13 protein-coding genes and 1 riboswitch are annotated in these 15,706 nt (G+C 69.8%); of the genes, 9 read left to right on the top strand and 4 right to left on the bottom strand.

The annotated features are described in order from the left end of the window. Nucleotides 1–36 precede the first annotated feature (36 nt). Complete coding sequence (gene pgi, locus ABB55_RS23290) at nucleotides 37–1,671, bottom strand: glucose-6-phosphate isomerase (protein ID WP_152982289.1); 1,635 nt, start codon at nucleotides 1,669–1,671, stop codon at nucleotides 37–39. A 178-nt stretch (nucleotides 1,672–1,849) separates the two neighbouring features. Then, the gene (locus ABB55_RS23285) at nucleotides 1,850–2,086 is read right to left on the bottom strand and encodes an Lrp/AsnC ligand binding domain-containing protein (RefSeq protein ID WP_054362252.1); all 237 of its coding nucleotides are present in this window, start codon (nucleotides 2,084–2,086) and stop codon (nucleotides 1,850–1,852) included. Between the two features lie 450 nt (nucleotides 2,087–2,536). Beyond that, a riboswitch (TPP riboswitch) is annotated at nucleotides 2,537–2,646 on the top strand. Between the two features lie 47 nt (nucleotides 2,647–2,693). Between ABB55_RS23285 and thiM (ABB55_RS23280) the strand changes: the two genes are divergently transcribed. From thiM (ABB55_RS23280) to ABB55_RS23245, 8 genes are all read left to right on the top strand, one after another. Beyond that, on the top strand, nucleotides 2,694–3,503 hold the full coding sequence (gene thiM / locus ABB55_RS23280) for a hydroxyethylthiazole kinase (RefSeq protein WP_083463874.1): 810 nt from the start codon (nucleotides 2,694–2,696) through the stop codon (nucleotides 3,501–3,503). Beyond that, a complete protein-coding gene (thiM, locus tag ABB55_RS23275) occupies nucleotides 3,500–4,363 on the top strand; it encodes a hydroxyethylthiazole kinase (RefSeq protein WP_054360951.1) in 864 nt (287 codons plus the stop codon). The genes thiM (ABB55_RS23280) and thiM (ABB55_RS23275) overlap by 4 nt, the downstream gene beginning before the upstream one ends. Next, a complete protein-coding gene (gene thiE / locus ABB55_RS23270; protein ID WP_054360950.1) occupies nucleotides 4,360–5,028 on the top strand; it encodes a thiamine phosphate synthase in 669 nt (222 codons plus the stop codon). The genes thiM (ABB55_RS23275) and thiE overlap by 4 nt, the downstream gene beginning before the upstream one ends. Next, nucleotides 5,025–5,837 (top strand): bifunctional hydroxymethylpyrimidine kinase/phosphomethylpyrimidine kinase, encoded by an 813-nt coding sequence (thiD, locus tag ABB55_RS23265; protein WP_054360949.1) that lies wholly within the window; start codon nucleotides 5,025–5,027, stop codon nucleotides 5,835–5,837. Before thiE ends, thiD begins: the two co-directional genes overlap by 4 nt. Beyond that, entirely contained in the window at nucleotides 5,834–6,913 is a 1,080-nt protein-coding gene (locus ABB55_RS23260; protein ID WP_054360948.1) for a TRAP transporter substrate-binding protein, read from the top strand. The genes thiD and ABB55_RS23260 overlap by 4 nt, the downstream gene beginning before the upstream one ends. Nucleotides 6,914–8,132: 1,219 nt before the next feature. Beyond that, a complete protein-coding gene (locus ABB55_RS23255; RefSeq protein ID WP_054360947.1) occupies nucleotides 8,133–9,656 on the top strand; it encodes a peptidoglycan-binding domain-containing protein in 1,524 nt (507 codons plus the stop codon). A gap of 298 nt (nucleotides 9,657–9,954) precedes the next feature. Beyond that, entirely contained in the window at nucleotides 9,955–11,364 is a 1,410-nt protein-coding gene (locus ABB55_RS23250) for an MFS transporter (protein WP_152982151.1), read from the top strand. 121 nt (nucleotides 11,365–11,485) lie between these two features. Next, a complete protein-coding gene (locus ABB55_RS23245; RefSeq protein WP_054360946.1) occupies nucleotides 11,486–12,289 on the top strand; it encodes an ion transporter in 804 nt (267 codons plus the stop codon). Between the two features lie 81 nt (nucleotides 12,290–12,370). Here the strand turns inward: ABB55_RS23245 and ABB55_RS23240 are convergent, their stop codons facing one another. Both ABB55_RS23240 and ABB55_RS23235 read right to left on the bottom strand, forming a co-directional pair. Then, complete coding sequence (locus ABB55_RS23240) at nucleotides 12,371–13,297, bottom strand: hypothetical protein (protein WP_054360945.1); 927 nt, start codon at nucleotides 13,295–13,297, stop codon at nucleotides 12,371–12,373. Between the two features lie 51 nt (nucleotides 13,298–13,348). Next, nucleotides 13,349–15,238 (bottom strand): capsular polysaccharide export protein, LipB/KpsS family, encoded by a 1,890-nt coding sequence (locus tag ABB55_RS23235; RefSeq protein WP_160321299.1) that lies wholly within the window; start codon nucleotides 15,236–15,238, stop codon nucleotides 13,349–13,351. Here ABB55_RS23235 and ABB55_RS30515 point away from each other — a divergent pair. Next, a complete protein-coding gene (locus ABB55_RS30515; RefSeq protein WP_054360943.1) occupies nucleotides 15,221–15,526 on the top strand; it encodes a hypothetical protein in 306 nt (101 codons plus the stop codon). The two genes, ABB55_RS23235 and ABB55_RS30515, sit on opposite strands and share 18 nt — an antisense overlap. Nucleotides 15,527–15,706 lie beyond the last annotated feature (180 nt).

Below are 15,706 nucleotides of genomic sequence, written 5' to 3'. Positions count from 1 at the left end.
GGGGCGACGACGGCGGGCCGACGGGTTCCCTCGCGGCTATCCCCTCAAAGCGCGGAAATGGCCGATCAGGCCGGCGGTGGAGCCGTCGCGGGTGTCGGGGTCGGCGTCGCCCTTGACGACGGGCAGGAGCTCGGTGGCGAGTTGCTTGCCGAGTTCGACGCCCCACTGGTCGAAGGAATTCACGTTCCAGATCACGCCCTGGACGAACACCTTGTGCTCGTAGAGGGCAAGCAGCCGGCCGAGGGTGAAGGGGTCGAGCTTGCGGTAGAGGATGGTGTTGGACGGGCGGTTGCCGGGGAAGACCTTGTGCGGGGCGAGCGCCGCGATGGCCTCCTCGTCGAGGCCGGCGGCGGCCAGTTCGTCGCGGACCTCGTCGAGCGTCTTGCCGCGCATCAGCGCCTCGGACTGGGCGAGGCAGTTGGCGACCAGCTTGGCGTGGTGGTCCGACAGCGTCTCATGGGGTTCGGCGGCCAGCAGGAAATCGACCGGGATCGGGTCGGTGCCCTGGTGGATCAGCTGAAAGAAGGCGTGCTGGCCGTTGGTACCCGGCTCGCCCCAGACGACCGGACCGGTCGACAGCGCCACCGGACGGCCGTCGCGGCGCACGCGCTTGCCGTTCGATTCCATGTCGAGCTGCTGCAGATGGGCGGCGAAGCGCGACAGGCGCTGGTCGTAGGGGATCACCGCCTGCGAGGCCATGCCGAACACGTTGCGGTACCAGACGCCAAGGAGGCCGAGCACGACCGGCAGGTTGGCCTCCAGCGGCGCGGTGCGGAAATGCTCGTCCATGGCGTGGCCGCCGGCGAGGAAGCTCTCGAACCGTTCCGAACCGACCGCGATGGCCACCGGCAGGCCGATCGCCGACCAGACCGAATAGCGCCCGCCGACCCAGTCCCAGAAGCCGAAGATGCGGTCCTCGCGGATGCCGAAGGCGGCACATTTCGGCACCGCGGTCGAGACCGCGGCGAAATGGTCCGGCACCGCCGCCTCGCCGAGCCGGTCGGCGACGAAGGCGCGGGCGGTCGCCGCGTTGGTCATGGTCTCCAGCGTGGTGAAGGTCTTGGAGGCGACCAGGAACAGCGTCGTCTCGGCATCGAGCCGCTTCAGGGTGTCGGCGATATGGGCGCCGTCGACATTGGAGACGAAATGGACGCGCGGGCCGTCGTGATAGGGCGCCAGCGCCAGCGTCACCATGGCGGGGCCGAGATCGGACCCGCCGATGCCGATATTGACCACATCCGTGAAGGCCTTGCCGGTGGCGCCCTTGACCGCGCCCGTGCGGACGGAATCGGCGAAGGCGCCCATGCGGATCAGCACCTCGGTCACGTCGGGCATCACGTCGCGCCCGTCGACCGTCACGGCCCGGCCGGACCGGTTGCGCAGCGCGGTATGCAGAACCGCGCGGCCCTCGGTGGTGTTGATCGGCTCGCCGGCGAACATCCGGTCGCGCCAGCCTTCGAGATCGGCGACGCGCGCCAGCGCCATCAGCCGCTCCATGGTCTGCGGTACGATCCTGTTCTTGGAATAGTCGATCAGCAGGTCGTCGAGCGCGACGGAGAAGCGCTGGAAGCGCTGCGGGTCGGCGGCGAACAGATCGCGCAGATGCAGCGGCTCGACCAGCCGGGCATGCTCGACGAGATCGGCCATGGCGAGATCGACAAGTTCGGGCATCACGCGGATCTCCGGTCCGAAACGCAGCATCGAAATCATGGCGGCACTCCTTGTCCCATGCGGTGCCGGCAGGATTTTCGGAACGTCACGGCGAAAGGCAGACGGCTTATCGGAATCATCAAGGCGGTCGCGGCGGGAAGCGCGCGAAATTGCGGCGCGCCGCCGCGACGCCCCGGCGCTAAAAGGCCTTGAAGGTGATCAGCGTCTTGGTGTCCTGGATGCCCGGAATGTGGTGCACCTTCTCGTTCACGAAGCGGCCGATATCGGTATCGTCCTCGACATAGAACTTCACGATCAGGTCGTGGTCGCCGGCAATGGAATAGATTTCCGATGCGATCTCGGCATCGGCAAGGGCGGTCGCGACCTCGTAGGCACGGCCGAGATTGGTCTTGATCAGGACGAAGAAGGGTTTCATGGGCTCGCCTTGGCGAATGATGCGGGCGCCCAATAGACCGGATCGCCGCCATGGCGGCAAGGGGTGGCGGCCCCGCTTACGGGGGCGGCCGAGCGCACCCGAACCGCGCCGTGCGGATCAAAACCCGGAGGGGATGTCGCGAAACAAGGACGCCCGCCCCGCCGCTGCAGCTTCGCGTCGGCGTGCCGGTCCCCTTGGGGCGGCGGCGCGACGCGATCATTCCGAAATTTCGGAAAGAGCGCAGGCGGCGGGCGGGTTGGGGAGATCGAAGGCTGCCGGTACATCCGCGGTCAGCGTTCCTGATCTCCACTGGACGCCGGGGCTTGGTCGGCCCCGCGTCACCGTCGAGACCAGAAGTGGGAGCGCATGGCCGCCATTGCAAGGGCGCCGACCAACTTTTCCCATCCAAATTCCCGCTTGCCAACGATGGGACGAGATCCTAGGTCTGTAGCCATCTCATGGGGGTGCCCGTCCTGACGGCCGGGCTGAGAGGCGGTGGCGCCAACTCCAAGAACCTGATCCGGGTCGTGCCGGCGGAGGGATTTGAGATGGCGATGGTCCCGCAATCCCGAACCGTCCTGCCCGCAATCCCGGCGGAGGCGCGTTCGTGACCCAGCAACTCCCCACACATTCCCCTGCGGGCGTCCCGCTCACGTCCGCCCCCTTCACAGCCGAACGCGTCGCCGGCGTGCTCGACGCGGTCCGGACCGCCCGGCCGCGGGTCCAGGTGATCACCAATCCGGTCGCTCAAGGCTATACGGCCAACATGCTGCTGGCGATCGGCGCGCGGCCGTCGATGACCTCCAGCCCGGAGGAGATCGCCGCCTTCATCGCGGTCTCCGGCAGCCTGCTGGTCAATCTCGGCATCCTCGACCGGCACCGGCGCGACGCCAGCCTGACCGCCGTCGAGGTCGCCCGCGAGATGGGCGTGCCGTGGGTGCTCGACCCGGTCAAGGTCGACATCTCCCCGCCCCGGCTCGACTTCGCACGCACGCTGATCGGCATGGAGCCGGATTTCGTGCGAGCCAACCATGACGAATTCGTCGGCCTCGGCGGCGCGGATACCGGCGAGGAGGCGGTCCGCCATTTCGCCGCCAGGAACCTGACCACCGTCGCGTTGTCCGGGCCGGTCGACATCGTCACCGACGGCACCCGGATCGTCAGGATCGCCAACGGGCATCCGCTGATGGACCGCGTCACCGCCATGGGCTGCGCCGGTACCGCGGTGGCGGCGGCGTTCCGGGCGGTCGAGCCGGACCCGCTGATCGCCGCCGCCGCGGCCCTGACCGTGATGGGCATCGCCGGCGAGGTCGCCGCGGCGGCCTCCAGCGGGCCGGGATCCTTCGCCGGCGCGATCCTGGATGCGCTCTACGGGCTGGATGCGGCCACCATCCTCGAGAAGGCGCGCCTGACATGACCGCCCCGCCCCCCTCCCCGAAGCCCGCCCCGACGATCGCCAGCGTGGCTGCCACGCTCGCCGCCCTGCGCGCCCGCCGGCCGCTGGTGCACAACATCACCAACTACGTGGCCATGACCGTCTCGGCCAATGTGCTCCTGTCCCTCGGCGCTTCCCCGGCCATGGTCCATGCCGGCGAGGAGGTCGAGGACTTCGTCGGCATCGCCGACGCGCTGGTGATCAATATCGGCACCCTGTCGGGCCCCTGGATCGAGGCCATGCTGCGCGCCGCCGCGGCTGCCGATCGCCTGGGCAAGCCCTGGCTGCTCGATCCGGTTGCCGCCGGCGCGACCCGGCTTCGCTCTGACGCCGCCCTCGCCCTCCTGCGCCTGAAGCCCGCCGTGGTGCGCGGCAATGCCGGGGAGATCATGGCGCTCGCGGGCCTCGCCGGCGCCGCCTCGACCGCCGCCGGGGCGGAAGCCAGCCGGGGCGTCGATTCGCTCGCCGGCTCGGAGGCGGCGGTCGCGGCCGCCGTCGCCCTCGCGCGGCAGGCCGGCACGGTCGTGGCGCTAACCGGCGAGACCGACTACGTGACCGACGGCACCCGCCTGATCGCGATCACCGGCGGCCATGCGCTGATGCCGCTCTCGACCGCGCTCGGCTGCGCGCTGTCCGCCGCCACCGGTGCCTTCCTGGCCGTGGCCCCGCCCTTAGACGCCGCCGTCGCGGCACTGGCCGTCTATGGCGCGGCCGGTGCGGTCGCCGGCGCGCGCTGTCCCGGTGGGGCCGGCCACCTGCCGGCCGAACTGTGCGACGCGCTCCTCGCCATGGACGAAGCCACCCTCGCCGCCCAGGCCGGCCTTACGGAGATCGCCCTTTGACCCGCCCCGCCTTCGATCTCGGTCTCTATCTGGTCACCGATCCGTCGATCGGCCAGCCGCGCGCGCTGCTCGACACGGTCGCGGCGGCGGTCGCCGGCGGCGTCACGCTGGTGCAGTTGCGCGACCCGTTGGCGGAGACCGGCGCCCTGGTCGCGGCCGCGCGCGCGCTGGTCGCCCTGCTCCGGCCGAAGGGCATCCCGCTCATCGTCAACGACCGTACCGACGTGGCCTTGGCGGCGGATGCCGAAGGGGTCCATGTCGGCCAGGGCGACATGGATGCGCGCGACGTGCGCCGCCTCCTCGGACCGGACCGGATCGTCGGCCTGTCGGTCGGCTCGCCGGCCGAATATGCCGCCTCGGCCGAAGCCCTCGCCGCGGTCGACTATCTCGGCACCGGGCCGATCCGCATGACCGCCACCAAGGCCGATGCCGGCGCGGCGATCGGCTTCGAGGGGCTCGGCGCCGTCGCCCGGCTGACCGCCCTGCCGATCGTCGCCATCGGCGGCATCGGCGCGGCCGAGATCGCCCCCTCGGTCGCGGCCGGCGCGCGCGGCGTGGCGGTGGTCTCGGCGATCATGGCCGCCGCCGACCCGAAAGCTGCCGCTGAGGCGCTGCGTGCCGAACTCGACCGTGCCCGTGCACGGCAGCCGGAGACCGCCGCATGACCGCCATCGCGCTGACCATCGCGGGCTCGGATTCCGGCGGCGGCGCCGGCATCCAGGCCGACCTGAAGACCTTCTCGGCGCTCGGCGTCTACGGCGCCAGCGTGCTGACCGCCCTGACGGCGCAGAACACGCTCGGCGTGACCGCGATCCACGACGTGCCGCCGGACTTCGTCACCGCCCAGATCGACGCGGTCTTCTCCGATCTCGCCGTCAATGCCGTGAAGATCGGCATGCTGTCGCAGCCGGCGGCGATCCGCGCGGTTGCGGCCGGGCTCGACCGCTGGTCGCCCGCCCATGTCGTGCTCGATCCGGTCATGGTCGCGGCGAGCGGTGCCAACCTGTTGCAGCCGGAAGCCGTCGCCACCCTGCGCGAAGTGCTGATCCCGCGCGCCCATCTGGTCACGCCGAACCTGCCCGAGGCGGCGCGCCTGCTCGGCGACGGCGTCGCCACCACGGAAGCGGCGATGATGGACCAGGCTCGGCGCATCCTGGCGATGGGGCCGCGCGCCGTGCTCATCAAGGGCGGGCACGGCCATGGCGCGGAAAGCGCCGACCTGCTCGTCTCCGCGGCCGGCCATCGCTGGTACCGCGCCGCCCGCCACGAGACGCAGAACACCCACGGCACCGGCTGCACGCTGTCCTCCGCGATCGCCGCCGGCCTCGCCCGGGGCCTGCCGCTGGAGAGCGCCGTGGCCGAGGCCAAGGCCTATGTCACCGCCGCCATCCGCGCCGCAGACGGGCTGAAGATCGGCCGCGGCCACGGGCCGGTGCATCATTTCCACGCCCTCTGGACGGGAGCCGAGACATGACCGGAACCGTTTCGCGCCGCCGTGCGCTGGCCGCGGCCGGCGCCGCGCTGGCCGCCCCGCTCGCCAGCCCGGCCCTCGCCAAGGGGCTGGCCGAATGGAAGATGGTCACCTCCTGGCCGAAGAACCTGCCCGGACCCGGCCTGTCCGCCGAGCGGCTCGCGCAATCGATCGCCCGGCTGACCGACGGCCGGCTGACCGTGAAGGTCTATGCGGCCGGCGAGTTGGTGCCGGCCCTGGAATGTTTCGACGCAGTCTCGGGCGGCACCGCCGAGATGGCCCATACGGCGGCGATCTACTGGCAGGGCAAGATGCCGGCCGCGCCGCTCTTCACCACCGCCCCCTTCGGCCTGACGCCGCTCGAGCACATGATCTGGATCGATCAGGCCGGCGGCCAGGCGCTGTGGGAGAAGCTCTACAGGCCCTTCGGCGTGCAGCCCTATATGGGCGGCAACACCGGCTTCTCGATGGCCGGCTGGTTCCGTCGCGAGGTGAACGGCCTCGAGGACCTGAAGGGCCTGCGCATCCGCGTGGTCGGGCTCGGCGGCGAGATCTACCGCCGGCTCGGCGCGACCCCGGTCTCCCTGCCGACCGGCGAGGTGCTGCCGGCGCTGCAGGCCGGCGTGGTCGATGCGGCGGAGGTGCTGGCGCCCTATTCGGACCTCGCCTTCGGCTATCACCGGGTGACCAAGACCTATTACGGCCCGGGCTTCAACAAGCCGAACGGCACCGGCGAGGCGATCGTCTCGATCAAGGCGCTGGAGGCCCTGCCGGCGGACTTGCGCGACCTGGTCGCCGTCGCCTGCCGGCAGGAGCACGCCAACGCGCTGACGCTCGCCGAATGGAACAACGCCTCCAGCCTGGAGGTGCTGAAATCGACCCACGGCATCGGCGTCAAACCGATGCCGGCCGACATTCTGGCCGCCGCCGCCCGCCATGGCGAGGACCTCCTCGGCGACATCGCCGCGCGCGATGCCGTCTCGCGCGAAGTGGTCGACAGCTACCGCGCCACCCGCCTGCGCACCGGCGGCTGGCTGCGCATCACGCAAGGATCGTTCCTGGACGCCCGCCAGGGCTAGGCGCCGGCACGCGCCTCGATCCCCCCATCGATCCCCGCGCTACGATCCCCGCATCGATCCTTGCATGGATCGATCCCCCCATCGATCCCCGCCTCGATCTCGCACCGCATCCCCGGACAAGGCGCGCGAGCGCCGCCGATCCGGGGCCTACTCGCCTCGCAACCGCGTCGGAATTCCCATGAAAAAGAAAGCCTTGCGGCAAGCGGCGAGGCGAGTGGGTCCCGGCTCTCCGCTCGCGCTCCGGCCGGGAATGCGTTGTGAGATTGGGTGCCTATCTCGGAATCTCGGTGCGCGGGCCGCCGGCGGCTCCGGGTGGGAATGCGGTGCGAAATGGTGCGTCCCCTGCCAGGTCCATCGGCACGCCAAGATCTCTCCGCGGATCCCCGGACAAGGCCCGAAGGGCCGCCGATCCGGGGCCTACTCGCCCCGCGACGGCATCAAGATCGTCAATCGAAACAAAATCTTGCGGCATGTTGTCGGCAGAGTGGGTCCCGGCTCTCCGCTCGCGCTCCGGCCGGGAATGCGGTTTGGGGATTGCCGATCCCCCTGTCGACTGCTGCGCTTCGATCCCTGAATGAATCGAGTCCCTGATCGATCCCTGCATCGATCCGTGCCACGATCCCTGCCCCGATCTGACGGCGCATCCCCGGACAAGGCGCGTCAACGCCGCCGATCCGGGGCCTACTCGCATCGCAACGATGTCGGAATTCCCATGAAAAAGAAAGCCTTGCGGCGAGTGGCCAGGCGAGTGGGTCCCGGCTCTCCGCTTCGCTCCGGCCGGGAATACGCTGAGAGATTGGGCGTCCATCTCTGGATCTCGGTGCGCGGACCGCCTGCGGCTCCGGGCGGGAATGCGGCGCGAGAGGGTAAGTCGGCTGCCAGATCCCTGGGCACGCCAAGATCTCTCCGCGGATCCGCGGACAAGGCCCGCCAGGGCCGCCGATCCGGGACCTACTCGCCTCGCGACGGCATCAAGATCATCAATCGAAACATAATCTTGCGGTATGTTGGCAGCAGAGCGGGTCCCGGTTCTCCGTTTCGCTCCGGCCGGGAATGCGGTTGGGGGATTGCCGATCCCCCCATCGATCCCCCCATCGATCCCCCCATCGATCACCGCAATGCCACAGCGGTGCCGCGACCCCTCCGGAACCGCCCGCCACCCTCTGGACGGCGCGGCGCGGCTCTGCGATGGTCCGGGCGGGTGCGCGAGGAGAATTCGATGCTGAAGTCCGTTCGGTGGCTTCCGGCCGCCTTGATTCTGGCCCCGCTCGTGCCCCATGCGGCTCCGGCCGCCGCCCAGACCACACCGCCGGCCGCGACCCAGTCGCAGAATCCGCTGCTCGACGCCGCCCGCGCGGCCTTCGATGCGCTGCCGCTCGACGACCGCAAGGCGATCCAGAACGATCTCGTCTGGGCCTCGACCTATAACGGCACGCTCGACGGCCAGTTCGGCAAGGGCAGCTTCGATGCGATCGTCGGCTTCGAACTGAAGAACAAGCTCAAGGCCGACGGCATCCTCGAGCCGCGCGAACGCAGTGCGCTGGCGGCGGAGGCGGAGAAGCTGCGCGGCATGTCCGGCTACGCGGTCGTCGCCGACCCGAAGACTGGCTTACGCATCGGCCTGCCGGTCAAGGCTTTCGAGACCTCCGGCCCGCGCGGCCGCGGCACGGCCTGGACGCGCAAGGACAACCGCATCTCGGTCGCCACCGAGGCCTACCGGCCCGGCGAAGCCGACCTGCAGGCGATGTTCGACCAGTTGAAGGCCGAGCAGGCCGGCCGCAAGGTCACCTATGCGATCTGGCGGCAGACCTGGTTCGTGGTCGCCGGCGAGACGCAGACGCACAAATTCTATACTCGCTACGCCACCGGCCCGGCGGGCGTCGTCGGCTACACCTACGGCTTCGAGAAATCGACCCCCGACGGCGACCGGATCGCCGTCGTGCTGTCGAACTCGTTCGATCCCTTCCCGGGCACCACCGCGGTCGCCGCCGGTCCGGCCCCCGCGATCGCGACGCCGCCTGCCGCGGTGACCACCGCGCCACCGCCCGCCGCCGCGACGACCGTCACGGCCGCACCCGCCGCCACGAAGCCGGCCGTTTCGACCACCCCAACGCCGCCGGCCGCCATCCCGGCCGCAGCCGAGAAGCCGGCCATGCTGGCGGCGAGCGGCCTGGTGGTCGCGCAGAACCGGGTCGTCACGGTCTCGGCGGCGCTCGACGCCTGCCGCGCGCCGAGCCTGCGCGGCAAGCCGGCCCGCGTCGTCGCCACCGATGGGGCCAGCGGCCTGGTCCTTCTGGAGGGCGAGACCGGACCCGCCACCCCGGTCGCCCTGCGCAGCCGAACGGTCGCGGCCGGCGAGGCGCTGATCGTTCTCGGCCAGGGCGAGCGCTCCGGCCAGGGCCTGATGGTCGGACCGGGCGAGGCGGTCGCCGCGCCCGAGGGCTCCAAGGCCGGCCAGCGCGTGCTGACGCCGCTGCAGCCCGGCGGCCTCGGCGCCACGGTCACCGACCGGTCGGGCGTCGTGGTCGGCCTCGTCGCCGGCCTTGCCAACGAACCGCGACGGATCGCCGGCGTCGCCCCCGAGGCGCCGTGGTCGGTCGCCGGCAGCGGCGCGCTCGCCGCCTTCCTGGCCGGCCAGGGCATCGCGGTCGCGACCGCCCCGGAGGCGTCTGCGGCGCGCAGTGCCGGTCAGATCGCCACCGCCCTCAAGGGCGCCGTGGTGCAGATCGGCTGCGGCCGCTAGAGCGTCTCCGGACCGGATGGAATCATCCTGTCGACTAGGAAGTGCTCCAGTTTCAAAGGCTTGAGCCGGTCCCTTGCGGTCAGATCGCGTCGATCCGACCGGGACAGGCTCGAGCCGATCCCGGCCGGCTCGGAATGCCGCGCGGCGCAGGGTCCCGCCGCGCACAGTACCGCCCCGCGCCTGCCGCAGAGCTCGATCCGGGAGCACACGGAATCGTCATGGCTCTGCCGCGGCGGGCGTCTGGCAGGCCCAGTGCCGTCGTGCCATGAGAGGCGATCCCTCTTGAGGCATCCCCACCATGGCCCTGCGCATTCGGACCGTCCCGTTGATCGTGGCGTCCGCCCTGTTCATGGAACATCTCGATTCGACCATCATCGCCACCGCCCTGCCGGTGATGGCGGACGATCTGGGCGTTCCCACCATCGCCCTCAATCTGGCGATCACCGCCTATCTGATCAGCATGGCGGTGTTCATCCCGGCCTCCGGCTGGATGGCCGACCGCTTCGGCGCCCGCCGGGTCTTCGTCTCGGCGATCGGGGTGTTCATGGCCGGCTCGATCCTGTGCGGTCTGGCCCCATCGATGACGGTGCTGATCCTCGGCCGCCTGCTGCAGGGGCTCGGCGGCGCCATGATGGTGCCGGTCGGACGGCTGGTCATGCTGCGCACCGTGCCCAAGGACGATCTGGTCGCCGCCATGGCCTGGCTGACCGTGCCGGCGCTGATCGGCCCGGTGATCGGCCCGCCCCTCGGCGGCCTGATCGCCACCTATGCGTCGTGGCGCTGGATCTTCTGGATCAACGTGCCGATCGGCTTTGCCGGCATCGCGCTGGCGCTCGCCTTCCTGCCGGCGATCCGGGAAGAAGAGCGGACCCCGTTCGACACCACCGGCTTCCTCCTGTCGGCGGTCGGGCTGGCCACCGGGGTCTTCGCCTTCGAAACCCTCGGCCGCGATATCGTGCCGCTGCCGGTCTCCCTGGCGCTCGCCGGTGCCGCCGGCCTGATCCTGTGGGCCTATGTCCGCCACGCCCGCGGCTTCGAACAGCCGATCATCGATGTCGGCCTTCTGCGCATCCCGACATTTCGCATCGCGGTCACGGGCGGCTCGCTGTTCCGGATCGGCATCGGCGCCCTGCCGTTCCTGCTGCCGCTTCAGATCCAGATCGGCTTCGGCCACTCGGCGCTGGAATCCGGCCTGACCACCTTCATCGCCGCCGCCGCCGCGATGATGATGAAATTCGCCGCCGCCACGATCATCGAGCGTTTCGGCTTCCGCTCGACCCTGATCGTCAATTCCGCGCTCGGCGGCCTGATGACCGCCAGCATCGCGCTGATCGGCGTCGGCACGCCGCTCGGGCTGATGATGGTGCTGCTGTTCGTCGGCGGCTTCTTCCGCTCGCTCAACTTCACCGCCATCAACGCCATCGCGTATGCGGATATCGAACCACACCAGATGAGCCGGGCGACCTCGCTGGCCAGCATGGCCCAGCAGATCTCGCTCTCCGCCGGCGTCGCCGTCGCGGCCATGATCCTCCACATGGTGACCGCGGCCGGCGCGGAACCGGATGCCGGGCGCATCTCGATGGCGCTGGCGGCGGTCGGCATCGCGTCCGGCCTGTCGGCGCTGATCTTCGCCCAGCTCCGGCCGGGTGCCGGCGCCTCGCTGCAGGGCGGGCGCCGGGCCGCGGCGGAGCCGGACGGACAGGCGTGACGCCGGCGGCTCCGGCGGCCCTGGCGGCTCAGGCAGCTCTGGCGGCCAGGAAACCGCTGGCGCGGACGGGCGACGTTACCTAAAAGTCAGCGTCCTGACGCAACCGCCGCCGGAGTCGACCTTGCCCGCCCGCCTCGAAGGGTTCCTCGCCGATCCGCGCCTGGAGCGCGCGATCCTCGTCCTGATCCTGATCAACGCCATTTCGCTCGGCCTGGAGACCAGCCCGACCGTGATGGATGCGATCGGCCCCGCCCTGCTGGCGCTGGATCGCGCGATCCTGGCCGTCTTCGTCGTCGAACTCATGCTGCGCCTCGTCGTGCGGCGCCTGAACTTCTTTCGCGATCCCTGGAGCGTGTTCGACCTGGTGGTCGTGGCCGTCGCGGTCGTACCGTCTTCGGGGCCCTTCTCGATCCTGCGCGCCCTGCGCATCCTGCGCGTACTGCGATTGATCACGGCGGTGCCGTCGCTGAAGCGGGTGGTCGGCGCGCTGCTCGGCGCCCTGCCGGGCATGGGCTCGATCGTGCTGCTCCTGGTGCTGATCTTCTATGTCGGCGCGGTCATGACCACGAAGATGTTCGGTGCCGACCACCAGGAAGCCTTCGGCACGCTCGGCGCTTCGCTCTATACCCTGTTCCAGATCATGACCCTGGACGGCTGGTCGAGCGAGGTGGTGCGGCCGGTCATGGCCAGTCATCCGCTCGCCTGGCTGTTCTTCGTGCCCTTCATCCTTGTCAGCGCCTTCATCGCGCTCAATCTCTTCATCGGCGTCGTCGTCAACGCCATGCAGAGCGAGCATGATGCCGTCATGGCCGAAGCCGAGGCGGCGGCGCGCCGGGCGCGCGAGGACCCGATCCTGGCCGAACTGCGCGCGCTGCGCGCCCAGGTCGGCGCCCTGGAGGCCCGCCTCGCCTCGCCGCCGCGCTGACAATCCGACAGCCGGCGCCGCACCCGATCCGCCGGCGCCGCGCCGGGCCGGCCAGTACCCGCGCCCCAGGCCTCGATACGGTCAGCCGAACAGGAATCCCGGATGCGGGGCGGCGAGCAGGTGCTCGTTCACGTAGCGGTTCTCGTCGGCGAAGATCCGCGCGGTCGCCTCGCGCAGGTCCTTGATGTCGGGCGCATATTTCGGAAATTGCTTGGGCGGCAGGACGCGCTTCATCTCCTTGATCAGATCCTTGCGCTCGAGCGCGGTGACCTGCTTGCGGGTATGGCGGTTGACGATCAGGGCGATCTGCATGGCCGGGTCGGACAGCGCGGGATTGAGTGCGTTCTCCTCGGGCTCCATGTCGGCGACGCTCTCCTCCGGCACCCGGCAGGCCTCGGCGATGAAGTTCCGATAGTAGCCGCCGAAGCCGTCGCGGATGCGCTCGTAGGGCAGCACGGTCACCCGCTCGGCGCCATATTCGGCGTTCAGCGCCTCGATGTAGCGGCGCCAGGACATCAGCGAGAGGTCGACCTCCTTCGGCCACCATTCCTCGAACGGCAGGCCGATGCGGCCGTGGCGGACCAGATGCGCATAGCAGGACAGGAGGTAGCTGTCCTGACGGCGCACGGTCAGCACGACGCGGAAATCGTAGGGCTCGAAATGGCGCAGGATCTTGAAGGTCCGGCCGGCCTGCGACGCCCAGTCGCCGCCCTTGCGGCGCGGATGCAGCAGGTAGATCGAGAAGCCTTCCTCGCTGACCAGCATCCGGTCGGTGCCCGGCTGGGACCAGGTGCGCACGAAGTCGTCGACGGCCTTGCGCGAGACCCGACGACGAAAGAAGGACGGCGTCTCGTCGCGCAGGGCCTCGCCGAACTCGGAATTGCGCAGCTTGCCGGTCGGCACATAGGCGATGCCCTGCTGGGCCAGTCGCAACCGCGCCGGCTTCAAGGCATGCTGGAGCGAGGTCGTCGCCGTCTTCGGCGCGCCGATGTGGAAGATGATCTGCAAGGACAGTCCCCGCTCCTGAGCCCCGATCGCGATTGGCCGGACCAGAACCGTTCAGGGCACGGCGGTGCGAGCCGCGGCCGCCGCCGGAGCCGACGATCCGGCTTCAGCGGGCGGCAACAAGGTCTCGAGCGCGCAGGGCTCCCCGGTTCGCGGGTCGAAATAGCGGCTGCTCACGATCCACGCAACGTGGAAGACCTCTTCGGCCGTACGGGCGCGACGCCGGAACGGCACCGCGCGCCGATCCGTGGTGAAGCCCCAGCCGGCATAGAAGGGCGTGCCGTGGCAGACCACCTCGGCGCCGCCGAGAGCCGCGATCAGGCCGACATCGGCGCTGACCACATGGACCACGTCCCAGCCGGCGGGCAGCCCCGAGCGCTCCGGTGCCGCCAGCATGGTAACCTTGCGCGCGCCGGCGATCTCGGCGATCCGTTCCGGCGTCAGGATCGGCGCCGGCGGGAGGCTGCCGATCGCGGCCGGCGCCATGACGCCGATTTCAGCCGACGGGTCGGCCTCCAGGGCGACCTTCAACATGGTCGCGAAGCTGTCGACGGACGCGCCGCCCAGGGCGACGGCACGATCGTTCTGCGCCTGGTCGACCACCAGGATGCGCCGCGCGCTGGTCCTGAGCGGCGCCGGACCGACGGACAGCCGCGGCAGCAGCGCCGCGACCCGGTCGCGCTCCGCCGGGTCGAGGGTCATCTCGCCGTTGAGGCGCGCGACCAGACGCGATTCGCGCGTGGCATCGTAGTAGGAGGCGCGATCGTCGTAGATCAGCGAGGCGACGGCCTTCGGCGTGCCCGAGGCGACGAAACCGTGATCGACGAACAGTTCCGGGCGGCCGAGCAGCCGCCGCACCGACTGATAGTAGGGATCGACCGTCTGGAAGCGCTGGTCGATGCGCATGCCATAGTCGGCACCGGCCGCCTTGCGCATCTCCTTCGGCAGGGCCAGCGCCTTGACGCCGAACAGCCGCCGCAGCGGCGCCGCCCAGCGGGCCGGGAGCGCGTCGTTGGAGAGCAGCGCGATCGCGCCGCTGGTGTGGCCTTCGACCAGTTCCTCCGGAATCCCCGGCCGCATGGCCTCGCGCCGCGGCAGGGCCGCGATCCGGGTCATCTCGGCACAGACGCGGGCCGCGGCGGCGCCGTCGAACGCACCGGCCGCCAGTTCGCGCCGCGCCCAGCCCATGCCCTGCTCGGAGACCATCGGCTTGCCCTTGGCCAGCGCCTCGGCGAGCAGGCGCAGCAGCGTGTCCTTGTCGGGCGCCCGCGCGATGTCGAGCTTCTGCCAGATCTGCTCGAACTTGAAATACGGCATCGAGATGGACGGACGGCCCATCAGGACGGCCTCGAACAGCATGGTCGAGTTGACCGAAAGCACCGCCGCGGCGTGGTAGAGCGCCTCCTCCGGCGAGACCAGGAACTTGACCGGACCGTCGATGGCAAAGTCGACCGAGGTCTCGATCTTGAGCCGCGTCTTCTGGTCGATGATGGTGCGTTTCGCCGGCGGCTGGCGGATGATCACCTGCACGCCCAATTCGCGCGCCACGTCGAGCAGGTCCTCGATCGCCTGCGACTGGCGGTCGAGCGCATAGTCCTGGCTGTCGACCTGGCTGTCGAGCGGCTGGCCGGCGAAGAGGACGATCGGCAGGGACGGATCGAGCGCGAAAATCGACGCATAGGCATCGCGATCGAGCGTCGGCTGATAGCGGTGGAAGATGTCGAACTTCGGCGAACCGGTCACCAGAAGACGGTCCGGGCGATAGCCGCGCTCCAGAAAGATGCGCCGCTGCATCTGTCCCCAGGCCAGCACATGGTCGGTCGCCGGCATGTTGGCGCCGCTGCGCGCCACGTAGTAGCGCTCCTCGTCGATGAAGACCGACTCGTGCGGAACCAGAATGGTCGGTATTTTCAACACCCGGCAGCAATGTACGATTTCACGCATTACGGGATGCCAGTCAAACGAGACGACGAAACCCGCAACCGAGCCGGCAAGGGGGGCGAGTTTCCTCATCACGAGGCGGCGGTATTTCTCCGGGTTATCTTGCGCATAGACAAGTACATTGAGGCGCGCGCGAACGTCCTCGCTATCCCGAACGATGTCGAGCGGATGGAACCGAACGCCACCGCCGCGAGCGATCTTCGAAACAAGCGCATCGCCATGTTCTGGTATCCATGGCATATACAAAAATACTGGCAGTTCACCAGCTTCCGGGCCGGGTCGGAGTTTTGAATCATACCAATGCGGCAATGTATCGTCGCCGTCGCGACCCACAACCCAACGTTTGATCCGGCGGATAAACTTGAATAGATCCATTGCCTCAGTCAATCGAAGCGTTGTTCGTTTACATTTCCCCGGGGCGCAACGCAGAACGCACCGGACCTATTCAAGGCAAGGTCGTTATAGGACGGC

It is taken from the genome of Prosthecodimorpha hirschii (genome assembly GCF_001305515.1).
Taxonomy (GTDB): domain Bacteria; phylum Pseudomonadota; class Alphaproteobacteria; order Rhizobiales; family Ancalomicrobiaceae; genus Prosthecodimorpha; species Prosthecodimorpha hirschii.
The sequence above is the reverse complement of the archived record's forward strand: the minus strand, read 5'-3'. Positions and strand labels throughout refer to the sequence as shown.

Bases quoted from the DNA above. Each gene is read 5' to 3' on its own strand.
- pgi (WP_152982289.1), bottom strand. From the start codon at position 1,671: ATGCCCGAACTTGTCGATCTCGCCATGGCCGATCTCGTCGAGCATGCC.
- ABB55_RS23285 (WP_054362252.1), bottom strand. From the start codon at position 2,086: ATGAAACCCTTCTTCGTCCTGATCAAGACCAATCTCGGCCGTGCCTAC.
- thiM (WP_054360951.1), top strand. From the start codon at position 3,500: ATGACCGCCCCGCCCCCCTCCCCGAAGCCCGCCCCGACGATCGCCAGC.
- thiD (WP_054360949.1), top strand. From the start codon at position 5,025: ATGACCGCCATCGCGCTGACCATCGCGGGCTCGGATTCCGGCGGCGGC.
- ABB55_RS23260 (WP_054360948.1), top strand. From the start codon at position 5,834: ATGACCGGAACCGTTTCGCGCCGCCGTGCGCTGGCCGCGGCCGGCGCC.
- ABB55_RS23255 (WP_054360947.1), top strand. From the start codon at position 8,133: ATGCTGAAGTCCGTTCGGTGGCTTCCGGCCGCCTTGATTCTGGCCCCG.
- ABB55_RS23250 (WP_152982151.1), top strand. From the start codon at position 9,955: ATGGCCCTGCGCATTCGGACCGTCCCGTTGATCGTGGCGTCCGCCCTG.
- ABB55_RS30515 (WP_054360943.1), top strand. From the start codon at position 15,221: ATGTACGATTTCACGCATTACGGGATGCCAGTCAAACGAGACGACGAA.
- ABB55_RS23235 (WP_160321299.1), bottom strand. From the start codon at position 15,238: ATGCGTGAAATCGTACATTGCTGCCGGGTGTTGAAAATACCGACCATT.